This window comes from Bradyrhizobium sp. 482_C4_N1_8 (assembly GCF_052075965.1).
Lineage (GTDB): Bacteria > Pseudomonadota > Alphaproteobacteria > Rhizobiales > Xanthobacteraceae > Bradyrhizobium > Bradyrhizobium barranii.
Genome location: NZ_CP197231.1, coordinates 3,794,641 through 3,818,813, shown reverse-complemented (window position 1 = coordinate 3,818,813; position 24,173 = coordinate 3,794,641). Strand labels below are relative to the sequence as shown.

Genomic DNA, 24,173 nt, shown 5'->3' with positions numbered 1-24,173 from the left:
CAGGGCGATGCAAAGCATCGAACCTGGAACTTCCAGATTCCGGGTTCGCGTCTTCGACGCGCCCCGGAATGACGGCTCCAATTACGAGATCTTCATGAACCGCATCCTCCCGGCCGCGCTTGCCGCAGCCCTCCTCGCTTCCCCGTTCACGTCCGCCCACGCCGCCGACACTACCCCGCGCGAGCCCTACGGCATCGCGCTCGAAGGCTTTGCCTATCCGTATCCCGTGCATCTGCTGCCTGTCATCAATGACGGCGAGCAGCTCAGCATGGCCTATATGGACGTTGCGCCCGAGCGGCCGAACGGCCGCACCGTCGTGCTGCTGCACGGGCGCAATTTTCCGTCGAGCTACTGGGCGCCCGTCATCAAGATGCTGAGCGAGGCAGGCTTCCGCGTCGTGGTGCCGGACCAGATCGGCTTCGGCAAATCTTCGAAGCCGACCGGCGAATTGCACTTCGACACGCTGGCGCGCAACACCATTGCGCTGCTCGATCACTTAGAGATCGACAAAGCCGAGGTCGTCGCGCATTCGCTCGGCGGCATGCTGGGCGTGCGCATCGCCCGCGCCTATCCGGACCGCGTCGCCCATCTCGTGCTGACCGCACCGATCGGGCTGGAAGACTACCGTCTCTATGTGCCGCCAACGCCGACCGAGAAGATCATCGAGAGCGAGGACAAGCTCACACCCGACGGCTACCGCAAGCAGCTCCAGACCAATTACGCGATCAAGCTGCCGCCCGACGCGATCACGCCGTTCGTCGACGCCCGCTACAACATCAAGGGCAGCCCGGACTATCCGCGCTGGCTGCGCGCCTACGTCAGCTCCGGCCAGATGATCTATCGCGAGCCGGTTGCGCACGAGGTCGCGTTGATCACCGAGCCGACGCTGTTCATCATGGGCGCCGACGATCACAACGCGCCGGGCCGACCGAACGCGCCGGAGGCATTGCGCGCGAAAATGGGCCAGAACGCCGAGCTCGCGAAAGCGCTTGCGGCCAAGATGCCGAACGCACGGGCCGAGGTGATCCCGGACACTGGCCACCTCGTCTTCCTGGAGGCGCCGGAGAAGTACAAGGAATTGGTGCTGGGCTTTCTCGGCCGCTAGAGCGCTTTCGAGCGAAGTGGATAGCGGTTCGCGTCAAGAAAACGCATCAGCATTAAGAACCTGGAGCCCCGTTCCGATTCCATCGGGACGGCGCTCCAGCGCAATTGCTGTCGCCAGAAGCCGTATGCGGAGAATGTTCATGCCGCATTCAGGTCATGATTGGCAGGTTTGGATCGCGACGTGTCGGCACGTCCCCAAATTTAACGTGTCGAATCGTGTCTTTTGATTCATTGTGCGCCGCAAGCGCTCCAAAAACCTGCCCAAGGACAAGAGGAAGATCTCATGAAATACCTGTTTGCCGCCGTCATGCTCGCCAGCGCGGTCGTCGGTTTCAGCGAAGCGGCCAGCGCCGCCGGCGGCTGCGGCCCCGGCTGGTACCGCGGCGCCTATGGCGGCTGCCGCCCGATGCGCGGTGCGGTCGTTGTGCGGCCCGGCCCGGTGGTGGTTGCCCCGCCGGTCGTCGTCGTGCCCCGCGCCCGCGTCTGCCCGTACGGCTTCCGTTGGTGGGGTGGCCGCTGCCGCCCGATCTGATCTCGTCTTTTCGCGTTACGAAGTGGCCGCGCGGCGAAAGCCTGCGCGGCCATTTTCGTTTTGAACGCCTGGCGTCGCATCCGCCGGCTCCAAATCAAAACGGGGACCGCAATCGCGATCCCCGTTCAAGGCCTGGCTTGTGCCGAGCTTACCAGTGATGGCGGTGCCAGCGCCGGCGATGCCAACCCCAGTGGCGGCGGCGCCAGCCCCAATGGCGGTGGTGACCATGCCAATGCACCTGCTCGGGCTCGAGCTGCGCGGTCTCCTCACTGGTGGTGACGGCGGGACGAGCGTCGGGATTGCCTTGCGGCGCGCGCGCGGGATCGCCGAGCGGCTGCGGCGCCAACGGCGCAGCTTGTGCGCTCGCGGTCAACGTCGCGGCTCCAGCCGCGACGCCGAATGCAAGTTTCAAAAAGTTCCGACGCTCCATGACATGTCCTCTAGGCTATCGAGCAAGTGATGCAGAGGGAGTGTCGCGGTCACGACATGAACGAAAGCTGAATCGCATCTTCAGATTCATGACATGGGTGTCAGGGACAAGCGAGCTACGGGACTCGGCGCGAGCTACGCTCCAGCGTCCTGCTTCGCAAACTCCTGCGCCAGCACCAGCGTCTCGCGCGTGCGCTTCAAGTCGGGCCAGTCGCGGTTGAAATCGGCGACGAGCTGCTTCAACGCATCGCCCTTCAGCATCGCAGCCAGCTTGGTCTCGTCATCGAATTGATACATGGCCTGATGCAGCGAGGGATCGTCCAGGCTCCAGAACCGCCAAGCCTTAGCTACGCCGAACGCCTTCACCGCGTCCGGCACATGTTCGGTCTCGTACCATGTGTCGAAGGCGGCGCGCTTGCTGGCGTCGGTGACGGTGGCGCGAACGACGAAGTAGGCAGCGGGCATGTGTTTCCTCCTGTTGTTTGGCCGCAGCATAGACGGTTATAGTGGCGGCAACAAAAAGCCCGCGCGACGGAACATTCGGATCGCGCCGATAAGGGAAGGAACGGCCATGCGCAGGATCATCACGGGCCTCGTTGCAATCACCTGCCTGTGGCCCACGGCCTCGCTCGCCGAAATCGTCCGCTTCGACATCCTCGCGCGCGAGCCCGCCTTTGCAGGGCGCAGCTTTGGCGATGTCGGCACCTATGAGCGCATCACCGCGCGTGCGACCTTCGCGCTCAACCCGTCCGACGATCGCAACGCCGTCATCACCGACCTCGCGCTCGCGCCGCGTAGCTCCGACGGCAAGGTGGCAGCCACCGCCGACGTCGTGATCCTGCGGCCCACCGATCCCACTCACGGCAACGGCACGCTGCTGCTCGAGGTGCCCAATCGCGGCCGCAAGCTGGCGCCGCAATTGTTCGACGATTCCGCCCAGCCCGGCGCCAACAATGCCGACAAGGCCGAGGATGCCGGCATCGGCTTCCTGCACCGCCAGGGTTTTACGATGGTCTGGGTCGGCTGGCAGGGCGACATCCCCTCCAAGCCCGGCCAGATGGCGATGACGGCACCGGTGCTGAAGACCGTCACCGGGCCCGCGCGCGAAGAGGTGGTCTTCGACAACACGACCAATCCCGCGCGTGCGACGCTGACCTGGCCGGCGACCGATGCCGCCGACCTCAAGGTCTCCGTGCGGGCCGCCTGGGCCGATCCGCGGCAGGCGCCTTCCGGCCTCCTCGCAAAGCTCGTCGATCCCGTGACGGTGGAGATCACCCGGCCCGACGGTTTTGATGCCGGCGCGCTCTACGAGATCACCTACACCGCGCGCGATCCTGTGCCGCTCGGCATGGGCTATGCAGCCGTGCGCGACGTCGTCAGCTTTCTCCGCCACGACGAGACCCAGGCGAACCCGCTGCTGAACGGCCTGCATCCCTCGGTCACCCGCGCCATCGGCTTCGGCGTGTCGCAATCCGGCCGCTTCCTGCGCGACTTCCTCTATCTCGGCTTCAACGAGGATCTCCAGGGGCGCACCGTGTTCGACGGATTGATGCCGCATGTCGCGGGCACGCGGCGCATGGCGACCAACGTCCGCTTCGGCCAGCCCGGCCGCAACCCGCGCCATCCGCAGGATCCGGCGTGGCAGGCTGATCTCTTCCCCTTCACCTATGCGAGCCTGAGCGATCCCTATTCCGGCAAGACCGACGGCCTGCTTCGCCGCTGCGCGCTCTCGGCGACATGCCCGAAGGTGATGCAGACCGACAGCGAGCACGAATGGTGGGCCTCGCACGCATCGCTGCTCGTCACCGACCTCGCCGGCAACCACCTCGACCTCCCCGACAACGTCCGCGCCTACATGATCTCAGGCACGCCGCATTTTGCCGAAGCCGCCGACGTGATGAAGAAGGGTTTGCCTGCGATGTCGCTGCCGCAAAACCCGATGCATGCGGGCATGCCTATGCGCGCGCTGCTCACCGACCTCAACGCCTGGATCAGCGACGGAACAAAGCCGCCAGCAAGCCGCGTCCCCATGCGCGCCCACGGCACGCTGGTCGCGGCGCAAGGCGCGGTGCCGATGGATATCCCCGGCCTGCCCTATGCCGGCATCCACACGCTGGCCGCCTTCTCCGACCAGAGCGTGCTGCCGCCCAAGGAGATCGGCCGCTATCCCGTGTTCGTGCCGAAGGCGGACAATGACGGCATGGCCATCGCAGGCATCCGCCAGCTTGCGCTCGCGGTGCCACGCGCGACCTACACCGCATGGAATCCGCGCGCTCAAGGATTTGGCCCGACGGCGCTCTATCCGCTGCAAGGCGCGGTGGTGCCGTTCGCACCGACCGAGGCCGCGCGGAAGGAAGTGCATGATCCCCGGCTGTCGATTGCGGAGCGATATGCGGATGACGGGGCGTATGTGGCGGCGGTGCGGCGCGAGGCGGCAAGGCAGGTCGCGGAGCGGACCCTGCTGCCGGAAGATGCAGAGCGTGCGGTCGACGCCGCGAAGCAAGGCAAGCTGGCGAAGCTTGGGCAGTGAGAGAAGCCCAGTGGCCCCGTAGGGTGGGCAAAGCGGAGCGTGCCCACCACTTCTATCGTCGGCCAAAAGATGGTGGGCACGGCGCAAGCGCGCCTTTGCCCACCCTACGGTCGCTGCCTGCAGAGAAAAAACGTCCCCGCCTGTCGGAACGCTCGCCCTTCAGCCGTCCTATGCCCAGACAGCACGGAGACACCGCATGGCCAACCTCACCCTCACCACCTTCGACTGGGTTCCCGAGATGCCGCGCGGTTTCGTGCGCGACCTTCGCGTACGCTGGGCGCTCGAAGAAGCCGCCTTGCCCTACCACGTCGCGAGCGTGCCGTTCGGCCCGCGGGACGCCGCGCATTTCGCGCACCAGCCCTTCGGCCAGGTGCCGTGGCTGACCGACGGCGACCTCTCGATCTTCGAGAGCGGCGCGATCCTGCTGCATCTGGGAGAACTCAGCGCCAGGCTGATGCCCACCGATCCGCGCGGTCGCAGCGACACGGTCGAATGGGTGTTCGCGGCGCTCAATTCGGTGGAGATGCCGGCCCTGCCCTGGACGATGTTCAAGTTCACCGGCAGTGACGATGGCTCACCCGCCGTGAAGTTCGTCGACGACTTCCTAAAACTCCGGCTCAAGCACATGGAGACGGTGCTTGCGGTGCGCGAATGGCTGGCGGGGTCTTTCTCCGTCGCCGACATCCTGATGTCGGACGTGCTGCGCGTCGTCGACAAGTTCGACGGCCTGGCGGACAGTCCTGCCTGCCGCGACTACGTCGCGCGCGCCACGGGCCGTCCGGCGTTCGCAAAAGCCCACGCCGATCAGATGACGCATTTCGCTGCGGCGGATGCCAAACGCAGGGCGGAATAGCGCAAGCGTAATCCGCCAACGCATGTCTCAACAAAGATGGTGGGTTACGCCGCGCGAACTGCGCTTCGCGCAGTCACGGGGCTAACCCACCGTACGAATTTCGCCTCACACCAATTTCAGCGGCGTGTCCTCGACCACGCGAAGGTCGATCCTGCCGATCAGTTGCGCGCGAAGCGCCTCCGCAGCACCGATGGCGCTCTCGGTTTGCTGCAACGTGCTGATGTTCGAACCGAGCGACACGATCCCGCCTAGCACCAAGGCGATCGATCCGAGCGCCGCGGTCAGACCTGTCCCGAACAACCCAAGGATCGTGATCAACAACAGCGCGCCGCCGCCGCCAATCGCGATTTTGGATGCCAGAATGTACTTCCGGCATCGCTCGGCGATCTCGGCCAGCCGCTCGATCCGCGCCTCAATGTCTGAAATCTCGTCGGTCGGATCGTCTTCGGTCATCAGCGACATGCGGCACTTGGGTTAAAAACCCGGATTTCGCTACGCTCCATCCGGGCTACTTGTCGTCACAACGGCAAATTGTCGTGCTTCTTCGCCGGCGTTTCCACCTTCTTGTCCTTCAGCATTGCCAGCGCCCTTGCGATCCGCTTGCGGGTCGAGTGGGGCATGATGACGTCGTCGATGTAGCCGCGCTCGGCTGCGATGAACGGCGACAGGAAGCGGTCTTCGTATTCCTTGGTGCGCGCGGCGATCTTGTCGGGGTCGCCGATGTCTGAGCGGAAGATGATCTCGACCGCGCCCTTGGCGCCCATCACCGCGATCTGGGCGGTCGGCCAGGCGTAGTTCATGTCGGCGCCGATTTCCTTGGAGGCCATGACGTCGAAGGCGCCGCCATAGGCCTTGCGGGTGATGATGGTGACCAGCGGCACGGTGCACTGCGAATAGGCGAACAGCAGTTTTGCGCCGTGCTTGATCAGGCCGCCATATTCCTGCGCGGTGCCGGGCAAGAAGCCCGGCACGTCGACGAAGGTCACGATCGGGATGTTGAAGGCGTCGCAGAAACGGACGAAGCGCGCGGCCTTGCGCGAAGCGTCGGAGTCGAGCACGCCGGCCAGCACCATCGGCTGGTTGGCGACGAAGCCGACGGTGCGGCCCGCAATGCGGCCAAAGCCCGTGACGATGTTCTTGGCGAAGGCATCCGCGATCTCGAAGAAATCGCCCTCGTCCACGACCTTCAGGATCAACTCCTTCATGTCGTAGGGCTTGTTCGGATTGTCGGGGATCAGCGTGTCCAAGGACATGTCGACCCGGCCGATGTCGTCAAAGCTCGGCCATTCCGGCACGCCATCGGTGTTGTTGGACGGCAGGAAGTCGATCAGGCGCCGCATCTGCAAGAGCGTCTCGACGTCGTTCTCGAAGGCGCCGTCCGCGATCGAGGAGCGCGTGGCGTGCACCGAGGCGCCGCCGAGCTCTTCCGCCGTGACGACCTCGTTGGTGACGGTCTTCACCACGTCGGGGCCGGTGACGAACATATAGCTGGTGTTCTTCACCATGAAGATGAAGTCGGTCATCGCAGGCGAATAGACGTCGCCGCCGGCGCAGGGGCCCATGATGACGGAGATCTGCGGGATCACGCCCGAGGCGAGCACGTTGCGGCGGAACACATAGGAATAGCCGGCGAGCGCCGCGACGCCCTCCTGGATGCGGGCGCCGCCCGCGTCATAGAGGCCGATGATGGGCGCCCGCGCCTTCATCGCCATGTCCTGCAATTTGGTGATCTTCAGCGCGTGGGTCTCCGACAGCGAGCCGCCGAACACCGTAAAATCCTTGGCGAACACAAACGTCTTGCGGCCGTTGACGGTGCCCCAGCCGGTGACGACGCCGTCGCCGGGGATCTTGTTCTTCTCCATGCCGAACTCGGTGGAGCGGTGCTCGACGAACATGTCGAACTCCTCGAACGATCCCTTGTCGAGCAGGAGCTCGATGCGCTCGCGCGCGGTCAGCTTGCCGCGGGCGTGCTGCGCTTCGATGCGCTTCTCCCCGCCGCCGAGCTTTGCGCCGGCGCGACGATCTTCAAGGGCGTCCAGGATATTCTTCATTTGCTCCCGCCAGTTCTTAGCCTAAATGCGATTGCCGGGGGTTCTAACACGGCATTTTGCGGGCCGGGAAGCCGCTTTCGGTGTCGCAGGGCTGCCTTGCCGCAGCGGGAAAGCGCAAGGAATTACAGAGTTTTGCCTGGGAGACGACAATGGATGAGGTAACGGCCGAGACGGGCGCGGCGACCGGCGGCGTCAAGATCCTACTGCGGCTGGAAGGCCTGACCCTGTTCACGGGCATGGTGATGCTCTACGCCTCCTGGGGCGGCTCGTGGCTGGTGTTCGCCCTGCTCTTCTTCGTCCCCGATCTGAGCTTCCTGGCCTACCTCGCCGACGCCAGATTCGGGGCGCTGGTCTACAATGCCGCCCACAGCTACATGGCGCCGGTGGCGCTGCTGACGCTGGGCTTCGGCTTCGCCTCGCCGCTCACGCTGTCCATCGCCATGATCTGGCTCGCCCATATCGGCATCGACCGGGCGCTCGGCTACGGCCTGAAATATTCGGCCGGGTTCGGCTTCACCCATCTCGGGCGGATCGGCCGCCAGAAAGACGCCTGAGGGGATTGCCGTCGTTTTGTCGGCCCCCACCGGTTGACCGGGCCGGCCGATTCAGGCTTGCTCCCTTCACGATCAGGCGCCGAATGTTGCGTGAGCCCAGTCGGTACGGCGGCGGTCACCACGTCTGGCTGCAAGCATCCCTCATGTCCGCCACGGTCGTCCCTCTGCCGCCGAACTCATCGTCCGAAACCACCGACTTCCTGCGGCGGATGGCCAGCATGGTGTCGGGGCGCAACGGCGAGATGCTGCTGCGCGCGGCCGCGCTGATCGAATCACTCAAGCAACGGGCGATGTCGGCCGAACGGCTGTTTCACGAGCAACAGGAAGAGAACAAGCGCCTTGTAGACCTGCGCGAGGCGACCGCGCTCGCCTCCGAAGCCATGGTCAGCCAGATCGCGACGCTGGGGACCCAGCTCGCCGAGGTAACCGCGGCCGCGGCGGCCGAGCGCGCGGCGTTCGACGCCGAGCGCGGCAAGCTGCTCGGCCTGATGCAGGATGCGGAAAGCCATATCGGCAAGCTCACCACCGAGCTCGACGGCTTGCGCGCCTCCGTCGACAGTTTCAACGAGACCGTGGTCTCCGTGCCGCTCGAGGTGCTGCGTCTGGCACGGATGCAGTTCGATGTCCTCTCCGCCGGCTTTGCCCGCAAGGGCGACGTGATCTCGGAAGCGATGAGCGAGATCGGCGGCTTTGCGATCGACCAGGCGCTGATGGCGAAGAAGGCGGATAAGGCCTGAGGTCGTCGCGCATCAAATTGACAGTGCGCAGGTCCGTTGTTCTACTCCATGAAAATCATAGGGGGATGATCACGATGCCGACCGCATTCCGCGTCGCTATGGCGCTCTGCATTTCAACACTGCTCGCCGGCATTGGCGCCAACGCGCAATCCCTGCCGAAGGAAGTCGCCACCCGCGCCGAGATCTATCCGATCCCCTCGCTCACCCTCTCCGACCAGCAATTCCTCAGCGGCGATGCGGTGGCCGGCAAGCCGGTGACGGTCGCGGGCGAATTCCGCGTCGCCCAGGGCACCGGCAAACTTCCCGTCGTGGTGCTGATGCATGGCTCGAGCGGCGTCGGCGCCACCACCGAGGCCTGGGTGCACGCATTCAACGCCATGGGCATCTCGACCTTCGTGATCGACGGTTTTACCGGCCGCGGGCTGACGGTGGTGGGGCCGAACCAGGCTCTGCTCGGCCGGCTCAACCTGATCGTCGACATCTACCGCTCACTGGAGATTCTTGCGAAGCATCCCCGCGTCGATCCTGACCGCATCGTGCTGATGGGCTTCTCGCGCGGCGGACAGGCGACGCTCTATGCGAGCCTCGAACGCTTCAACAAGCTCTGGAACAAGTCCGGCGTCCAGTTCGCCGCCTACATCCCGTTCTATCCGGATTGCTCGACGACCTACGTTGGCGACGCCGAGGTCGCCGCGCGCCCGATCCGGATCTTCCACGGCACGCCCGACGACTATAATCCCGTGACGAGCTGCAAGGCGTTCGTCGGACGGCTCAAGACGGCCGGGCGTGATGTGGTGCTGACCGAATACTCCGACAGTGCGCACGGCTTCGACAGCGGCCTGCTCGGCGTCAGCACCATTGCGGTGTCGGCCAACGCGCAGACCGTGCGCAACTGCCATATCAAGGAAGGCGACGGCGGCGTGCTGATGAACGGCGATACCAACGCGCCCTTCACCTACAAGGATGCATGCGTCGAGCTCAACCCGCATGTCGGCGGCAATCCCACGACGGCCGCGGAGTCGCGCAAGGCGGTAGAGGAATTCTTGCAGGCGCTGTTCAAGCTGGGGTGAGAAGCATCTTGGCCTTCATGGTTCGAGACGCCCGCTTTCGCGGGCTCCTCACCATGAGGGTCTGGCATCTTGCCGCGTCTTCTCACACCCCACAACAAAACAGGTCCTCATCCTGAGGAGCCCGCGCAGCGGGCGTCTCGAAGGATGGCGGCAACTCCTACGGCTCGCCCGGCTTGAACGGCTCCTGCTTGTCCGGCGGCACCGTCTCTTCGGCCATCGTCAGCAGCATCGCGACCATCACGTAATTGCCGGCGACCGCGGTGAGATCGACGATCTGCTGATCGTTGAATACCTTCTTCGCCCGCGCGTAGGTCTCGTCGGAAACCTTCTTGGTCGTGGTGATCTCGGTGACGAAGTCGTAGACCACGGCCTCGTCCTCGGCCATTTTCGACGGCCGCTTGTTGGCCTTCAGCTCCGCGATGATATCAGGCGACAGGCCCGCCTTGGCTGCCAGCGGCGCGTGCGCGAACCATTCCACCTGCGAGCGCCACTGCCGCCCGATGATCAGGATCGCGAACTCATTCAGCTTGGTCGGGACCGAGGTTTCCCAGCGCAGATAGTAGAACAGGTCGAACAGTCGCTGGCCGAGCACCGGGCTGCGGATCATCGGATTGTAGGGCCCGCCGATGCCGACGCTCGACACCTTCACGATCTGCTCGCCGAGCGGCTTCTGCTTGGCGTCGAGCTGGTCCATGGTGAGCTGCGGAAAGCGCGGCTCCTTGCTGGTGGCGGGTGCGGCAAACATCGTGGCTGCGAGCCAGCCGCCGGCGGCGGCCAACGTGAGCGACGACAGCCAGAGTGGCGTTGAATTCATATTATCCTCCCGACCTTTTCTTTTGTTTGGTCGGAAGGATGCTAGCAGGTTCGTACGCGCCAGCTAGATCGCGCCGATCTCGGCAAGGCAGGCTTGCGTCAGTGGCATGCGCTCGCCGACGAGACGCGGCTCCTTGCAATCCATGTTGAGCGCGAACACGGTGTGCGCCTCGCCCTTCTCGGCCCAGCCGACCATCCAGCCGAGCGACGGCTCGCCGCGCTCGGCGCCGAGCAAGCCGGATTTGGCGCGGATGACGCTGTCGCCGACCTTGATCACCGGCAGGATGTCAGCGACGAGATCCTGGCTGCGCTTGCTGATCGGCAGCGCGCGGCGGCGCAGCCGGTCGACGAAATCGATCTGCTCGACCGGGTCAATGCGCAAATTGCCGGTGAGCCAGAACTGGTCGATGCCGCCGCCGATATCGCGATTGCCGTAGTCGAACATGTCGACATACTTTTGCATCCGCTCTTGCCCGATCCGGCGCGCGATCTCCTGATAGACCGGCACGGCGCTGACCGCGATAGCGCTGCGCATCGTGTGGTCCTTGTTCCAGGCCTCGATCGGCCGCTTCACGCCGTCCCAGGGGAACACGTCCTTGTCGGGATCGGTGACGACGCCGGTCTCGAGCGCAATCAGCGAGTTCGGAATCTTGAAGGTCGAGGCCGGCAGCTTCGCTTCGCCGGAACGTTCCTTGTCGCTGGCGACGATCAGATAGTCCTCGACCTTGTAGCCGACGAAGGTGCCCGCCGTGCCGAGATCGGTGAAGCGCTTTGCGAGGCTGTCGCGGATCTCGTTGCGCGGCGGCGCGACATGCGCGAACGCACGTGACGGCACGGTGGCAGCTGCGGCGAGAAGGCCAAGCGTGGAGCGGCGGGTCAGCAAGAGCGGTATCCGTTGGGCAATGAAGATGGCCGCGACCATGCAGCTGCTATCGTGGTGAAACGATGACAGGTTATTTGTTGAGCATGATCTTGTCGGAAAACCGCTGCACACTTTTCCGGATCATGCTCTATCGCCCCCGGCCCGACAGCCGCAGCACGAATACCAGCACTTCGGCGACGGCCTTGTAGAGGTCGGGCGGGATCTCCTCGCCAAGCTCGACCTTGGACAGCGCGCCGGCCAAGATCTCGTTCTCCTCGATCGGGATGTCGTTGGCCTTGGCGATCTTGACGATCTTTTCGCCGATCGTGCCCTTGCCCTTGGCGACGACGACGGGCGCGTTGCTGCCCTTCTCGTAGTGCAGCGCAATTGCGAGCTTGGATGGATCGCTCATGTGGCGCGATCCAGGAAGTGGCCGGCGCGGGCCGGCGCCGGCTGCGGTGGCGCACCGTCGCGGACCAGGATGTCGCCGGGCTTGAGCTCGGCGCGCGTCAGGGCCTGGTTGAGCTCGCCGATGCCGGCGCGGAGCTGCTGCGCGGTCGCGGGCCGCTCCGCCCACATCCGCACAAAAGTCTTGTCGCCGTTGAGCGTGATCAGCGCATGCACGGGGCCGGCCGGCTCGACATTGAGCGTGAAGCGCGCGCGCCAGGCGCGCTTGGCAGGATCGGCGGATTCGTTGCCGCCATCGCGCGAGATCTCGAACTGCGCCATCGCGGTGCCTTGCGGGGTCGCAAAGGGAATCTCGAAATTCCATTGCGGCACGGCCGGGTCGATGCGATGGCCGGAGGCATCGGTGCGATCGGGCAGCGAAGCGACTTGCAACAAGGTCTGCCGCGCGATCGCGGCATCGGTGTCGTCGAGCAGGCGGTGCACCGTTGCGGAGAGCGGCGTATCCGGCGCGAGCGATGGCGATGCGATCGCCTGCGGCGCCGGCAGCGCGCCGCGGAACGGCGGCGGTGTCGCGCGCGCCGCGGCCTCGAAGAGATGGCCGTCGGGCACGGCCTTGTTCGAGCCCGGCACGTTGCCGATCAGGCGCGGCAGGTTTTGCGTGACCTCTTGAAGGAGGGCCGCGGCAAGGCCGGCGGACATGGTTCGCGGCATCGCGGCCTGCGGAGCGCCGCCGGCGATGTCGGCGAGCACAGCGGCCGCCAGATTGGCGCCGCGCGGCATCTGCGGCTGTTGGGCCATATCGGGCTCGGTTGACGGCGATGCAGCCTGACCCGGCACGGCGGCGACCTGCGATGTCCCCGCCGTAGCGCTGGCCGGAAGCGCGGCGCCTTGCGCCTGTGGAGTGGCGGTCTCGAGCGTGGCCAATGTCTGGCGCAGCACCAGCAGCGCGGCCTTCAGGTCCGGCATCGTGCCGGAGGACGGCGTCGCACCTGCGGCGAGCGAGGCCTCGAGAAACAGGCCGGACTTCTGGAAGGCGGATTCGATATCGCCGCCATCGAGCCCAGTGTTGAGCGGCGTCTGCTGCGCCAACACGTCCAGCACCGCCTGCTTTAGTCCCGCCGGCAGATCGCTGCCGGTGACGACGGAGGCGAGATTGGCGAACAACGGCGCCTGGCTGCCCTGTTTTGTGACCGCCTCGGCCGAAGCCACGGTGACGGCGACCTGCTCCGATGGCGTCAGCGTGTTGCGCGCGGTGGTCGCAGATGGCGCGAGCGACGGGCTGTCCACGAGCGAAGCCGCCCGCGGCGTCAGCGTGATCTGGTCCGCCGTCGCCTCGCCTGCCCCGTTCATGATGGCGAGCCTGATGGTGCCGCCGTTCTGCGACACTGCGAGCTGGAGATTTTGCCCCGGTGTCAGCGACACCTCGGACATCACATCCATCGACAGATTGGCGATCGCGATCCGCACCAGATTGTCGGCCATCACGCTGACGACCCTTGCGTCCACGACGCTGCCGGCCTGGAGCACAAGATCGGGCGTTGCCGCATCAGCCACGGGGCTGGCGGCACTGACGGGAACGATCGAGCTTATCGGCGTCGGCATTTCAGGGGCCCGTGGAACGCTGGCCCCACCCTAAGGCCGCCCTCGTAAACCTCTCGTAAAGGACTAATCGAATGTATTGAATGATTTCCCACTGGGTTTCCCACTTCTTGGGGGCGGTTTCCTACGGGGTCGTTCTCGGCCTGTTTTTGGTCTGTTCTCAGCGCTTCACCAGCTTGATGGCGGCCTTGCGGCGAGCAGCACGCTCGGCCTGACGGCGCGCGATGTCGGCGTTCCACGCCTCGACCATCGCCTCATTGATCCGGGCCTTGTCGGCTTGCTCCATGTAGCGTTCCGGCTGGCGTAGGGACTTGTGGCCGGTGATGGTCTGCACGCCCTTGGAGTTAGCGCCCGGAAGCGCGGCGACCTCAGAGGCCCCGGTGTGGCGCAGGCCATGGGCGGTATAGCCCTTCTTCTGCTTCGGCATGCGGGCCCCAATCATGACCAGATGCGCCTTGATCGCTTGGCTCATCGACCGCCGGGTCGCCCACTTCCGACCCTCGGAGCTGACGAGGATGTAGTCCGACGTGGCGGTCTCCTCCTTCGCCTTGTCGAGCGCCTCGATCAGCACGTCCGGTAGCAGGTGGTAGGCGGGCTCCAGCACCATGCCCTTCCTGGTGGTCTTTTCCGGCCACACCTTGACGCCCTTGCCGTCGTAATGCTCCCACTTCATCCGCACGGCGTCGCCGCCGCGCTGGCTGGTGAAGTGCAGCACCATCCGGGCCAGCACGAGGTAATCGGGGGCCGTCTCGTCAAAGCGCTCGATCAGATCGTCGGGCCAGCGCAGGTGCGGCTGGCAGTGAGTGTCCTTGTGCTTCTGATCAATCTCCAAGGTGGGGCTAGGCAGCTTGCGGATACCGAAGATCACGTTGTCCGGGTCGGCCGCGCGCGCCGCCTTCCAGATGTTGGAGAGCAGCGTGATGTACAGGTCCCACATCTGCGGGCTCGCCTTGTCCATGAGCCGCTGGGCGGCGTCGCCGTCAATCTCACTGCCGTACTTCGCCTTAACCCGGTCGAGACGCGCAAGGTAGTCCATCTCGCTGGCCATCCGCTCGGCGGCATCGCGGTTCACCTCCCGCAGCGGCTCATTGCCGAATTGCGCTTTCAGCTTGTCCAGCCGCCCGATGTAGATCGTCTGCGTGCCCGGCTTGAGCCCCGTGAAGCTGTCCGACACGCGATAGGTCTCAATCGCCTTGCCGATGGTGCCGGGCAGCGAACGGGCGAGCTTCACGCGCGGCGCGGGCTTCACCTTGTCCCGGTCGGCTTCCAACTTGCGCAGCTTGGCGCGGCAGAGGTCGTACTGGTGCTGAAACGCCTTGCTGGCTTCATCGACCGGCAGCGAGACCAGCTTGACACCAAACTCCTTCGGGAAACGGAAATACAAATAAGGCCGCCCCTTGGCGACCTTTCGGTAGAGATAGTCAGTCCTTTGGACTTCGACCCTTTGCAACATGTGCTTGCTCCAGTTCGCGCAGGCGTCGCAGCAAAGAACTCTCGCTCCCCGGCTCGTCCTTCAAATTGTCGAAGGCAGCATCCAGTTCACGACGATCCCAGAGTGAAGCCGTTCCCAGCTTCACTGGCGGCGGCATCTTCTCGGCATCGACCAGTTCATAGAAAAACCGGGTCGAAATCGACAGATAGGCCGCAGCCTGTTCGGCCCGCATGGCGCGCGGTGGGTATGACAGACCATCCGCCAATTTCCTGCCCACGAACGCACCCCCAATTTACGCGGGAACCCCGCCCAGGACGACGCTTAAAAAACTCGAAAAACCGCAACCATTTCAGTCCCTTGGACCCGGCGACCTCAGGCCCCCGCCTGGGCCGCGCCCTCGCTGGGCAAATCACCCCGCCCCCGCCTCTGGGGCCGCCCTGGTGGGCCGTTTCCCGGCCCCTCAGCGGCAGCGGCAGCCATCGCGCGTTCGGCTTGCTTCGCTGCGGTCATCGCGAACTCCTCGGTCGCGTCGCCTTCTCTTGTTCGGCTATCCAGGCGAGCAACGTACTCCGGCGGCCACAGATAACTTCACCCAGCCGAAATAGCGGCATGCCTGAATGTGCAGCAAGATGGTAGACGCGCCGTCGTTTGCTCGGGGAGCCAAATATAAAGCGTGCGATTTCTTCTGCCCCTTCGAGCAAGTCGTCAGCGATGCAATCGTTATCCTGCACCTTCATGCCTCACTCCTACATGCGAAGAACATTGGCGACAGCTTGAATTGTTCGCTGGGTGATCCTTGTTCTTTCCCTGCGATCACCACGCGCCTCGGCGGATGACTGCCCCGGATGTTCACCGAACGAGATGGCGTCCGAGTGGATGAAGTTCAAAACCGAAATTCCGACAATCACGCTAGGAATAGGCTTCTCGAATTCAATCGAGATCCCGTACGTCTCGTTGAGGAAACGCTTTCTACCGAGAACGTGGCCGCGTGTGCCCAGAAGTCCGACCATCTTCGTAATATAGTCGGCCAAGCAGTCCTGCTTGGCCGCTGAAATCATCTCCTCGAGTTCGCTGCCGAACTCGCTCGTTTGCTTATTTCGCTTCGCTCTAAGCGCTCGGTATTGTGTAACAGCGGCAGGCGCGGTGCGCGCCGTATCGGCCATGTTAGCGGCGATCAACAAGTTCGCCGCGTCTGGTGCCGACATTTGCGCGGCCGAGGTTCCTCGCCCTGAAGTCCTGATGAGGCCGTGTTCACGAATAGCTCGTGCGATAGCGCCGACGCGCTCCGCATCGATCCCTTCCACAGCGGCTATGCCTGCCACCAACTGACTAAGTGTCGCCATGACGAGTACCCATCGGTAACCATTGCAAATGGAGGTAAACGCTGTCAAGCTCCCATTTGACGAAATTACAGATGGCGTCGGCCGAGCGGCAACATGAACCTTCAGGTCGTCTGCCGGACGGCTCACAGCTCACGGCATCTTCGCCGAGGTTCTGCCGTCAGCGGGAGCGTTCACATGAAGCCGCGCGACGCCAATGATATTCTGCGCGAGCAAGTACGCAGCAATGAGGTGCGCGCCGCGCCGTCGAGGCCCGCAAGCTGGAGCGACCGGCGGCTGATCTTGTCGAGTGCGGGATTTGTCCAGGGCTTCGTGCCGCCCGACTACGTCATCTTCGGTCTGTTGCAGCGGCGCTTTCTCTACAGCATCACCGGCAAAACCGGAGCACGCAAGACCGCGATCCTGTTGTTGATCGCTGCGCACGTTGCGGAGGGCAAAAAGATCGTTGACCGCGACGTTGAGAAGGGCCGCGTGGTGTACCTCGCTGGCGAGAACGCCGACGACGTGCGGATGCGCTGGATCGCCTTAGCGCAGCAGATGGGCTTCGATCTGGAGACCCTCGACGTTCACTTCATCCCCGGCGTGTTCAAGATTTCGGAGATGCAGGACCGTATCCGGACCGAGATCAAGCAGATCGGCCCCGTCAACCTGATCATCGTGGACACCGCCGCCGCGTACTTCGAGGGCGACGATGAAAACTCCAACACGCAGTTCGGTGACTATGCGAGGCGCACCTTGCGTCCGCTCACCACGATGCTCGGCGAGCCGTGCGTCATCGTAGCCTGCCATCCTGTCAAGAACGCCAGCGACGAAAACCTTATCCCGCGCGGTGGCGGTGCCTTCCTCAACGAGGTGGACGGCAATTTGACGGCAGCCCGCACCGCGTCAGGCGTGGTCGAGCTGCATTGGCAGGGCAAGTACCGAGGGCCTGACTTCGCGCCGATGCACTTCACGACGCGCACCGTCACCCACGAGCAGTTGAAGGACAGCAAAGGGCGGCTGATCCCGACCGTCGTAGCATCGCCGCTGAGCGAACGGGGCCACGCCGACATTGTCCAAGCGGCGCGGAGCCGTCAGGACGAACTCCTGGTCGCGCTGCGCGACGCGGCCAACCGGAAGGCGTCACAGATTGATCTGGCGCGGCACCTTGGCTGGAAGCTGCGCGACGGCAAGCCGCATCACGTCGCGGTCAAACGAGCCTTCAAGGAGCTGGAAAAGGACAAGCTGGTCACTGGGGAGCCGGGCCGTATCGACCTCACCAAGAAGGGGGAAAAGGCTCTGAACACCCTTCTTCAGAACACCCCCAATCTGAACACCCGATGTTCAGACCCTGAACACATCTGAACACGGGAGGCGGTGCAATGAGAAAACTCCATCAAATCGAGATGCTAATGCCTCTGAACATGTTCAGACCGCCTGTTCAGAACTGTTCAAAAGGGTGTTCGGAGGGAGGTCTGAACACACCTCCTCCTCCCTAGGGGAGGAGGTGTTCAGAACCACCGACCCTCGATAGTCAGGCGCGCGGGATCAGCAGGCAATGACAACAGCGAGAGGAGCGCGAACATGAACCTGTACCATTTCACCCATCCCGGCACCGTTCTCCGGATTGCGGCGGAGGGACTGAAGCCGAACGACGACGATTTCATGTCGGGCGGTCTGCCGGTGGTTTGGCTGACGCGGCAGCAGTCGAACGTCATGACAGCCGCCGATGTGGCGCACATGCACAGGATGGAGGTCGGTGATCTCAACAGGAAGGATGGCGATCTGATTTTCGGCGGCAATGCCCGTTTGACGGTGCGGCTGGAGCCTCAAAAGCGGCTGGTGAAGTACCGGGATTTTTTGCGGGATGGCGGTGCGCCGCTGGTCGATCCCGCGTGCCTGACGCAAACTGCGCTTACGCAATGGTACGTCTATCTTGGCGTCATTCCGCCGCGAAAGATCGACATCACCATGACTGTCGCACTGATTGTCGAATGCCTCGATCATCACATTCAGACCCATCCCGATGCGGACGCGCGTGAACGGTTCGCTGAACAGCGGGCGCAAATCGCAACGCTGCCGCCCGATAGGCTGGCGAGCTTTGATTTGAGAACAACTGGATGAAACAGATCGCCTATCGCCTGGAGGGCATCGCCGTGAACCGTCACGCTCGCAGATCGGAGCTGGCCCGCTACCGCCGGGAAACATCCGGCGCGCTGCTGACCTATTTGGTTGATGTCGATCAGCCGCTCGACGTGCCGATCCTAAAGAACGCCGCCCGCTCTTGGCTGGATGCTCTGCCGCGCCGGATGCGGTCCTGCATCGTGTGTTCGGGTCTGATATGGGAGCGGCAGCGCGTCGGCTGGTTGTTGTTGAGCGTGCCAGCGGTGCCGAAGCCGCCAGCAGCATCCGTGTGCGGGATCTGCATTGAGTGCGCCGACCTTCCGCTTGCGGCGTTGGAACGTGCTGCCACGACAGCGTTGCAGGCGGCGGTGCCGGGCGGTCGGTTCGCGCCGATGGAGGCGCGAACATGAAGCGGCCCAGCACTGAGCCACCATCAATTAGGCAGATCGCAAAGCAATTCGGTATCTCGCGCGCCGTGCTTTGGCGCGCGCAGCAGGTTGCCCACATTCCAGCGGAGGAATTTGAACGGCTGATCGAAAGCGACAATCCACCAACGGTCACGCAGATGGTAGAAATTGGCCGCTCGCACGGCGGGCGACCTCGGCTGAAGTGGTCGCGTGCGCTCACGTCACTCAAGAGGGCGTGGGCGGCGGCAACGCCAGAGGAGCGGGCTGAGTTTGTGGCGCATGTTCTCAGCTATGATGGCGAGCGACGATGAAACCGGTTCGACCATCAACATTTGCGGGGGCGTTTCCGGTCGGTCGCGGGCATCCGACGCCCGCCGAAATGCTTTCGCGAGATGAGCGCGACCGATATTTGATCGCGGCTGCGGACAAGTATTGCGCTCGGCTGAGCGACAACGCAGCGGCGGAGTTGCTGGTCGCCAAGCTCAGTCTGTATCGAGTGACCGCTTGGCAACGTGATCGCGATTGCGATGAGGCGCTTTGTCCCCTTCGACATCGAAACACCATCAGGGAATTTTTCTGGATGATCCTGAAGGCCAGGGATCGTCTGCCGGGCGAGAGGCTGGTCCGCGAGGTGTTGCGGGCGAGCGAGCGAGAGCGGGGCTGAAGCGGCTCGACACGCCAAAGCAACTTGATCCCGCCATCGAGCCGACCCCGGTATTTTTTGCCAACGGCCTGCGCCACCGTGTCTCCGATCATCATCATGGAGGCGACACATGAGCTTCGAACCCGGACCCGCAAACCCGCAACCGTTTTCTGCTGGGGTGTACCTCCCGTCGCAACTCGACGTGATCGAGTGGCTGCCGCCCGTTGCTGCCGAACGGCTGCGGCTGCTGCGCCAGCGTGCCGCCGATGCGCATCGGCTCATTCCAGAGTTCGAGACTGTTCGTGAAGCGAGCATGACGAAGATCGAAGCCGCGAATGAATTGAAGCGGCTGACCGATCACCCGCAGGATTTTGGCTTCAACCTTAAGCCGGATGACCCACGCGTCAAATCCGCAATCAAGTATCTCGAAAAGATGACTGCCGATTTGAAGCGACTGACAGAATTGCGGGAGGTGCGGACGGCGGCATGGCAAACAGCATCACAAGCGAAGGCTGCGGTCGAGAGTTGGCTTCGCGATGGCAAGCCGCACGGCACCACGCTCGAAGAGGTTGAGACCGAGCCGCCGAAGCTGAACAAGGGCGAGGACGTTTTGTCGGGCATCGAAAGCTTGCGCCGGCGCGTTCGCGAGTTGCGCGCCGACCTGCATCGGATCGCGTCCGCGCCTTACCCGAGCGCCTTCTGCAAGCAGCGCATGCGCGAACAGATCGAGGCATTGGCGCAGCGTGGAACGCCATCGGTCAGCCGGTTGGTCGAGCTTGATGGGCCGGTGGATTTCCAGACGCAGAGCCTCACATCGGAGGTTCACGCAGAGCGTCGTTCACTGGCCTTCACCGAAACAGCCGACGCGCTCGCGCTGGTCGCGTGGCTGCATCGGGATGCGCTGATTGCCGCGCTTGATCGCGAGATCAGCACGGAAGCCGATGACAAGGCTGCGCTGTCGCACGAAGCACGCCAGAAGGCCGAAGCCGAGGCGCGGGGCGATTTGCTTGCTATCGAGCGCGCCGAAACTGCGCTGGTCTGGCGTGCGATGGACGAGCGGCTGCCAGTGGAGCATCGGCCCGACTGCAATCCGCTGGCGATCTTGGGATGCCAGTTGGTCACGGTTCCGCGCACCAACGGGTCGCCCAGATCGTCGCCGATGCATGCATGGGATGTGCGGCGATGAACACGCATTGTGTGAGCCTGGGCGGCTCCCTGCCAAAGCTTACACCCGGCATCGCACGGACGCGGGACTGGGCGACCATCTCCCGCGCCACCCTCTAACACGAACTGCGTCGACACGGGCATCCTCGTCACCTCAACCCGTGCCGACGTGTCAGGGCGGCGCACCTCGCTGGCAAGGTGTGCCGCCCCATCCGATTATGAATGGTTCGCTTCTGCTCTTCATCGGCTTCGAGCACCATAGACCAACCGCGACGCGCCGCTCAGTACGGACGGTACCCGCCGCAAATGTAGTTGCCGTAGGCGTCGTAGCAGTTGCCGCGGTAGGCCCCAGCCGCCGCGGCTCCGACCGCAGCGGCCCCGACCGCCGCCGCACCGACACCATACCCGCGATAGCCGTAGCCGCGATAGGCACCCCCACGATAGCCGTACCGCCCGCCGCGCACCGCGACGGCGCCGCCCCGAGCTCCTCGAACTGCTACAGCGCCGCCGCGGTAGCCTCCACCGCCCCGATAGGCGCCACCCCCGCGACCGCGAGCATCGGCGTCGTCGGGAGTGAAGGTGACTAGCAGCATGGCCGCAGCTGCCGAAGCGATGAGAATTCGACGCAACATTAGGCGTACTCCTTCTTCTGGAGAGGAAGCCGCGGGACACTTGCGCATCGCGCCGAACCGCGGTCTATCCGAAGCTCGCGCGCGGGGGCTGCGCGCTCTTGACCTGGATCAAACCACACGTTCATCTACGTGAACGGAACTGCTCCGTTACTCGCTCCATCGTGAGAAGCGATCCGTCCAGTCATGACCGTTGCGGGTGAAACAGCGGACCCGCGCGCCATCCCGGTGCACCATCAGCCAGTAGCCATCCGCTGCATTTACAACTGGGCTTTTCAACATGGAGTTTCCCGATGGCGCTTGATCGGTCGTTCAGGCCGGACCCGGAATTGAAAGGGTCCTACTATCGAAGGTTGGAGGATATCCCGTTGGCTCTTGCCAAGTTCGATGTGACGGCGCTTCCAGCCAATTCTCATGCGCAATTTGTTGTCTACTATTTCGGGGCCGAGAAACTGGCGAAAGCCATTGTCGGCATCGATCTTAACCAACCAGCGCCCGGTGCATTCCATCAACGCATGGGTGTCAGATTGCCGGAAACCAAATCATCCGCACGCAAGATGAAGCTCACGATTTCGGAAGCCGAACTCGATGCCCTGTTCGAGCATCAATCGCGCCTCCCGCTGCCGTCGAGCGCGATCACGATCCGCAATCGCCTGTCGCACGATTTCGGCCCGACGCAGGTGAGCCACATCCGTCAGCACGCACCGCGATTGGTACCGATCATGGTTAAGTTCATCGGAAACATTGAACTTGTGCTGCAGCATCTGCGCACGCTGTGGACGGCATCACAGACACGACCGTAGTCCAACGCCCTGGGCTTCATCCCACGGTGCGCGCATCCACAAGTTCCCGCTCCAGCACCCTGGGAACCGCTCCAGCGACCGAGAAGGCGGGCTTGATCAAGATCAACGCCGCCGCTCGACTGCCGCAAAAAGTGGTGCATGGCATCAAGACGACTTTTCACCATCGAACTTACCGCGATTGCGGTCATCGTTCTCAGCATGGCGGTACTCGCGTACGTGGGGTTCGCCATTTGGTCAGAACTATGAAGACCGAGGTGCGCCGCGGCCGCCGCTTACGGTTTGGTGATCTGGAGCATGGCATCAATGAAACGCTGTCTCGCTGCTTTCGCAATCGCCGCCAGCCTGTACGCACCAGTTGCGCGCGCCAACGATGCCCTGGAAGCCGAGGTGCGGGCCTACGCTCCGGTCTTCTCCCTCGCCAAAGTATGTGACATCAGGATCAGTGAGGCCACCTCGAGTGACCACCGCGCCATGCTCGAAGCGGTGAAATCCGACCCGAACGCCGACAAACTGGCCTACCGCCTCCATTACGAAGCGCAGACGGCCTACATCAAGGCCCGCGATGGAGGTCAACGGGTCACCTTCTGCAAGGACTTTATTGCAGCCAACAGCCAATACGCCAAGGCGCGCTTCACTGCCGTCGTCGAGGACCTCATGAGCGACGTTAGCACAAGTGTACAGAAAGCGATTGCCCACAACGTCTGCGGTGCACCCCCTGTCAAGCTATCCAAGGCCGACTGGAAGCCGTACGCGCAAATCAAACAGATGCTTCAGAACGAGCAAAAGTTGGCCAAGAAAAACGCCGAGACGAACGGCTGGAACGTCACCGAGGAAACGACGGCGGTCACGGAACAGTTCTGCGCGGCGGTAAAAACCCGATGAGCATCCCGGCGCACCATCAGCCGGTAGCCCTCGTGCTTGATTTCGTGGACCCAGTCCGGGCCGGACGGCGGCTCGGCCACCTTCGACGGTAGACACGGTTCGATGAAGCCGGAGGGACGCCGCTGAATGACCATCAAAATTGTTCATTCATTCGAGGCCGTCAAGGAAAGGGTTGTTGAGTTGCGCTCGCGCCGCGCGATCCTCTTTGTCGGCCCCGCGCATGACGATCCTGAGCGCATCGTCCCGCAGTGGCCGCTGCATTATCTTGGCTTCATCCCACGGTGCGCGCATCCAAACGTCACGCTCTTCGTCGGTCGTCAGGATGACCGGCATGGCCTTCGGATGGATCGGCTCGACCACGGCGTTCGGCGATGTCGTGAGGAAGCCGTACACCTGATGTGGCCCCGGCACCGGCTTGGACTTCGTGCCGCGTTCACCCTTGAACGTCGTCCAGATGCCCGCGAACGCCGTGAGCGGCCTGTCGTCATTGAGTGCGAACCAGACCACGTCCTTTTTCTTGGTCTCCGGGTTCGGCTCGGGCGCGTACTCGGCGAAGCTGTTGAACGGCACCAGGCACCGGTTCTCCGGCTTTAGCCAGCCGCGCCAGTGCGGTGACGACGTGTTGCGGATGTTGGTGACCGGTGGCCCGCCTGTGCGCGGTGGTGGCGGCATGCCCCAGCGCATCATCGCAAGCTCGGTGCCGCTCTCCCGGTGCGGATGGCGGGGGGCAGGAAAGTCCGGAAAGACGCCGGGCATCGGCGCGAGGTTGCCGACATAGAGGTTGACGACGCGAAACAGCGCGATGATCGCCGCTTGGTTCGTGGTGATGCTGTAGAGGTTGCACATGCAGGCTACTTGTAGGATGGAGCTAGCGATAATGTTTTTTCCAGCCTGCGCATTGCCTTTCCATACCACTTGATTGGTGAGTAGCAGGAGGGTTCGTTCTTCTGCATAATTTCAAGCAGCTTGATTTTTCGACTGGTTTCTTCGTACGTCTTGCCTCGAACAACACTGGCAGTTCGAAAAGACTTTGGGCATTCCTCCTCAATCCGCTCATACCCTGACGCTTCCATACAAAGCGTGATCGCGTCCGAGATTTCCATCTGTGCCACATCGCCAGTAGACTGGTCCACACGGCTCTCCGCGTTGTTCCTGCACGTAGCGAGAGCTTGCGTTTGATCTGAATAGCAACCAGAAAGCACGGCTGCTATGAGGGCCAGTGGTAGTG

General features: G+C 63.5%; 28 protein-coding genes. 15 read left to right on the top strand and 13 right to left on the bottom strand.

The window, feature by feature from the left end; genetic code table 11:
- Window positions 1–94 precede the first annotated feature (94 nt).
- Both AB7Z56_RS18020 and AB7Z56_RS18015 read left to right on the top strand, forming a co-directional pair.
- Window positions 95–1,105, top strand: coding sequence for an alpha/beta fold hydrolase (locus AB7Z56_RS18020; protein ID WP_354124181.1), 1,011 nt, complete (start codon window positions 95–97; stop codon window positions 1,103–1,105).
- A 282-nt stretch (window positions 1,106–1,387) separates the two neighbouring features.
- On the top strand, window positions 1,388–1,636 hold the full coding sequence (locus AB7Z56_RS18015; RefSeq protein ID WP_063982626.1) for a GCG_CRPN prefix-to-repeats domain-containing protein: 249 nt from the start codon (window positions 1,388–1,390) through the stop codon (window positions 1,634–1,636).
- Between the two features lie 148 nt (window positions 1,637–1,784).
- Here AB7Z56_RS18015 and AB7Z56_RS18010 read toward each other — a convergent pair whose 3' ends face one another.
- A complete protein-coding gene (locus AB7Z56_RS18010) occupies window positions 1,785–2,066 on the bottom strand; it encodes a twin-arginine translocation signal domain-containing protein (protein ID WP_354124180.1) in 282 nt (93 codons plus the stop codon).
- A 134-nt stretch (window positions 2,067–2,200) separates the two neighbouring features.
- Window positions 2,201–2,530 carry a hypothetical protein gene (locus AB7Z56_RS18005; protein ID WP_354124179.1) on the bottom strand — a complete coding sequence of 110 codons (330 nt, stop codon included), beginning with the start codon at window positions 2,528–2,530 and terminating at the stop codon, window positions 2,201–2,203.
- 106 nt (window positions 2,531–2,636) lie between these two features.
- Between AB7Z56_RS18005 and AB7Z56_RS18000 the strand changes: the two genes are divergently transcribed.
- Window positions 2,637–4,595: an alpha/beta hydrolase domain-containing protein gene (locus tag AB7Z56_RS18000; RefSeq protein ID WP_441256384.1), complete on the top strand. Its 1,959-nt coding sequence runs from the start codon at window positions 2,637–2,639 to the stop codon at window positions 4,593–4,595.
- Between the two features lie 196 nt (window positions 4,596–4,791).
- A complete protein-coding gene (locus tag AB7Z56_RS17995) occupies window positions 4,792–5,448 on the top strand; it encodes a glutathione S-transferase family protein (RefSeq protein ID WP_354124177.1) in 657 nt (218 codons plus the stop codon).
- 105 nt (window positions 5,449–5,553) lie between these two features.
- On the opposite strand, the gene AB7Z56_RS17990 is transcribed toward AB7Z56_RS17995, so the two are convergent.
- Together AB7Z56_RS17990 and AB7Z56_RS17985 are read right to left on the bottom strand one after the other, a co-directional pair.
- Window positions 5,554–5,901: a hypothetical protein gene (locus tag AB7Z56_RS17990; protein ID WP_085405578.1), complete on the bottom strand. Its 348-nt coding sequence runs from the start codon at window positions 5,899–5,901 to the stop codon at window positions 5,554–5,556.
- A 65-nt stretch (window positions 5,902–5,966) separates the two neighbouring features.
- Window positions 5,967–7,499 carry an acyl-CoA carboxylase subunit beta gene (locus tag AB7Z56_RS17985; RefSeq protein WP_063982622.1) on the bottom strand — a complete coding sequence of 511 codons (1,533 nt, stop codon included), beginning with the start codon at window positions 7,497–7,499 and terminating at the stop codon, window positions 5,967–5,969.
- A 149-nt stretch (window positions 7,500–7,648) separates the two neighbouring features.
- On the opposite strand from AB7Z56_RS17985, the gene AB7Z56_RS17980 reads away from it, so the two are divergent.
- The 3 genes from AB7Z56_RS17980 (at window position 7,649) to AB7Z56_RS17970 (ending at window position 9,860) form a co-directional block, all read left to right on the top strand.
- Window positions 7,649–8,053, top strand: coding sequence for a DUF4260 domain-containing protein (locus AB7Z56_RS17980; protein WP_085405473.1), 405 nt, complete (start codon window positions 7,649–7,651; stop codon window positions 8,051–8,053).
- Window positions 8,054–8,196: 143 nt separating this feature from the next.
- Window positions 8,197–8,790 (top strand): hypothetical protein, encoded by a 594-nt coding sequence (locus AB7Z56_RS17975; RefSeq protein ID WP_354124176.1) that lies wholly within the window; start codon window positions 8,197–8,199, stop codon window positions 8,788–8,790.
- A gap of 74 nt (window positions 8,791–8,864) precedes the next feature.
- A complete protein-coding gene (locus tag AB7Z56_RS17970; RefSeq protein ID WP_354124175.1) occupies window positions 8,865–9,860 on the top strand; it encodes a dienelactone hydrolase family protein in 996 nt (331 codons plus the stop codon).
- 157 nt (window positions 9,861–10,017) lie between these two features.
- Here the strand turns inward: AB7Z56_RS17970 and AB7Z56_RS17965 are convergent, their stop codons facing one another.
- From AB7Z56_RS17965 to AB7Z56_RS17935, 7 genes are all read right to left on the bottom strand, one after another.
- Window positions 10,018–10,674, bottom strand: a complete 657-nt coding sequence (locus AB7Z56_RS17965; RefSeq protein ID WP_354124174.1) for a carboxymuconolactone decarboxylase family protein — start codon at window positions 10,672–10,674, stop codon at window positions 10,018–10,020.
- 63 nt (window positions 10,675–10,737) lie between these two features.
- The gene (locus AB7Z56_RS17960; RefSeq protein WP_441256383.1) at window positions 10,738–11,595 is read right to left on the bottom strand and encodes a penicillin-binding transpeptidase domain-containing protein; all 858 of its coding nucleotides are present in this window, start codon (window positions 11,593–11,595) and stop codon (window positions 10,738–10,740) included.
- A gap of 88 nt (window positions 11,596–11,683) precedes the next feature.
- Window positions 11,684–11,947: an EscU/YscU/HrcU family type III secretion system export apparatus switch protein gene (locus tag AB7Z56_RS17955; RefSeq protein ID WP_354124173.1), complete on the bottom strand. Its 264-nt coding sequence runs from the start codon at window positions 11,945–11,947 to the stop codon at window positions 11,684–11,686.
- Window positions 11,944–13,545, bottom strand: coding sequence for a flagellar hook-length control protein FliK (fliK, locus tag AB7Z56_RS17950; protein WP_354124172.1), 1,602 nt, complete (start codon window positions 13,543–13,545; stop codon window positions 11,944–11,946). The genes AB7Z56_RS17955 and fliK overlap by 4 nt, the downstream gene beginning before the upstream one ends.
- A 157-nt stretch (window positions 13,546–13,702) precedes the next feature.
- A complete protein-coding gene (locus AB7Z56_RS17945) occupies window positions 13,703–14,926 on the bottom strand; it encodes a tyrosine-type recombinase/integrase (RefSeq protein WP_063982615.1) in 1,224 nt (407 codons plus the stop codon).
- Window positions 14,927–14,963: 37 nt separating this feature from the next.
- Window positions 14,964–15,251, bottom strand: a complete 288-nt coding sequence (locus tag AB7Z56_RS17940; protein WP_187388023.1) for a helix-turn-helix transcriptional regulator — start codon at window positions 15,249–15,251, stop codon at window positions 14,964–14,966.
- Window positions 15,252–15,720: 469 nt separating this feature from the next.
- Window positions 15,721–16,317 (bottom strand): hypothetical protein, encoded by a 597-nt coding sequence (locus AB7Z56_RS17935; protein ID WP_063982613.1) that lies wholly within the window; start codon window positions 16,315–16,317, stop codon window positions 15,721–15,723.
- Between the two features lie 174 nt (window positions 16,318–16,491).
- Between AB7Z56_RS17935 and AB7Z56_RS17930 the strand changes: the two genes are divergently transcribed.
- From AB7Z56_RS17930 to AB7Z56_RS17895, 8 genes are all read left to right on the top strand, one after another.
- Entirely contained in the window at window positions 16,492–17,658 is a 1,167-nt protein-coding gene (locus AB7Z56_RS17930; RefSeq protein ID WP_441256382.1) for an AAA family ATPase, read from the top strand.
- Between the two features lie 300 nt (window positions 17,659–17,958).
- Window positions 17,959–18,417, top strand: a complete 459-nt coding sequence (locus AB7Z56_RS17925; RefSeq protein WP_441256381.1) for a hypothetical protein — start codon at window positions 17,959–17,961, stop codon at window positions 18,415–18,417.
- The gene (locus AB7Z56_RS17920) at window positions 18,414–18,827 is read left to right on the top strand and encodes a hypothetical protein (RefSeq protein WP_063982610.1); all 414 of its coding nucleotides are present in this window, start codon (window positions 18,414–18,416) and stop codon (window positions 18,825–18,827) included. The genes AB7Z56_RS17925 and AB7Z56_RS17920 overlap by 4 nt, the downstream gene beginning before the upstream one ends.
- Window positions 18,824–19,135, top strand: coding sequence for a hypothetical protein (locus AB7Z56_RS17915; protein WP_063982609.1), 312 nt, complete (start codon window positions 18,824–18,826; stop codon window positions 19,133–19,135). Before AB7Z56_RS17920 ends, AB7Z56_RS17915 begins: the two co-directional genes overlap by 4 nt.
- Window positions 19,132–19,488 carry a hypothetical protein gene (locus AB7Z56_RS17910; protein ID WP_187388021.1) on the top strand — a complete coding sequence of 119 codons (357 nt, stop codon included), beginning with the start codon at window positions 19,132–19,134 and terminating at the stop codon, window positions 19,486–19,488. The genes AB7Z56_RS17915 and AB7Z56_RS17910 overlap by 4 nt, the downstream gene beginning before the upstream one ends.
- Window positions 19,489–19,597: 109 nt before the next feature.
- Entirely contained in the window at window positions 19,598–20,653 is a 1,056-nt protein-coding gene (locus AB7Z56_RS17905) for a hypothetical protein (protein WP_187388020.1), read from the top strand.
- Window positions 20,654–21,553: 900 nt separating this feature from the next.
- Window positions 21,554–22,063 (top strand): hypothetical protein, encoded by a 510-nt coding sequence (locus AB7Z56_RS17900; protein ID WP_187388019.1) that lies wholly within the window; start codon window positions 21,554–21,556, stop codon window positions 22,061–22,063.
- A gap of 303 nt (window positions 22,064–22,366) precedes the next feature.
- Complete coding sequence (locus tag AB7Z56_RS17895; protein ID WP_063982605.1) at window positions 22,367–22,945, top strand: hypothetical protein; 579 nt, start codon at window positions 22,367–22,369, stop codon at window positions 22,943–22,945.
- 147 nt (window positions 22,946–23,092) lie between these two features.
- On the opposite strand, the gene AB7Z56_RS17890 is transcribed toward AB7Z56_RS17895, so the two are convergent.
- Together AB7Z56_RS17890 and AB7Z56_RS17885 are read right to left on the bottom strand one after the other, a co-directional pair.
- Window positions 23,093–23,791, bottom strand: a complete 699-nt coding sequence (locus AB7Z56_RS17890; RefSeq protein ID WP_063982604.1) for an SOS response-associated peptidase — start codon at window positions 23,789–23,791, stop codon at window positions 23,093–23,095.
- Window positions 23,792–23,796: 5 nt separating this feature from the next.
- Window positions 23,797–24,078 carry a hypothetical protein gene (locus tag AB7Z56_RS17885; protein WP_187388018.1) on the bottom strand — a complete coding sequence of 94 codons (282 nt, stop codon included), beginning with the start codon at window positions 24,076–24,078 and terminating at the stop codon, window positions 23,797–23,799.
- Between the last annotated feature and the right edge of the window lie 95 nt (window positions 24,079–24,173).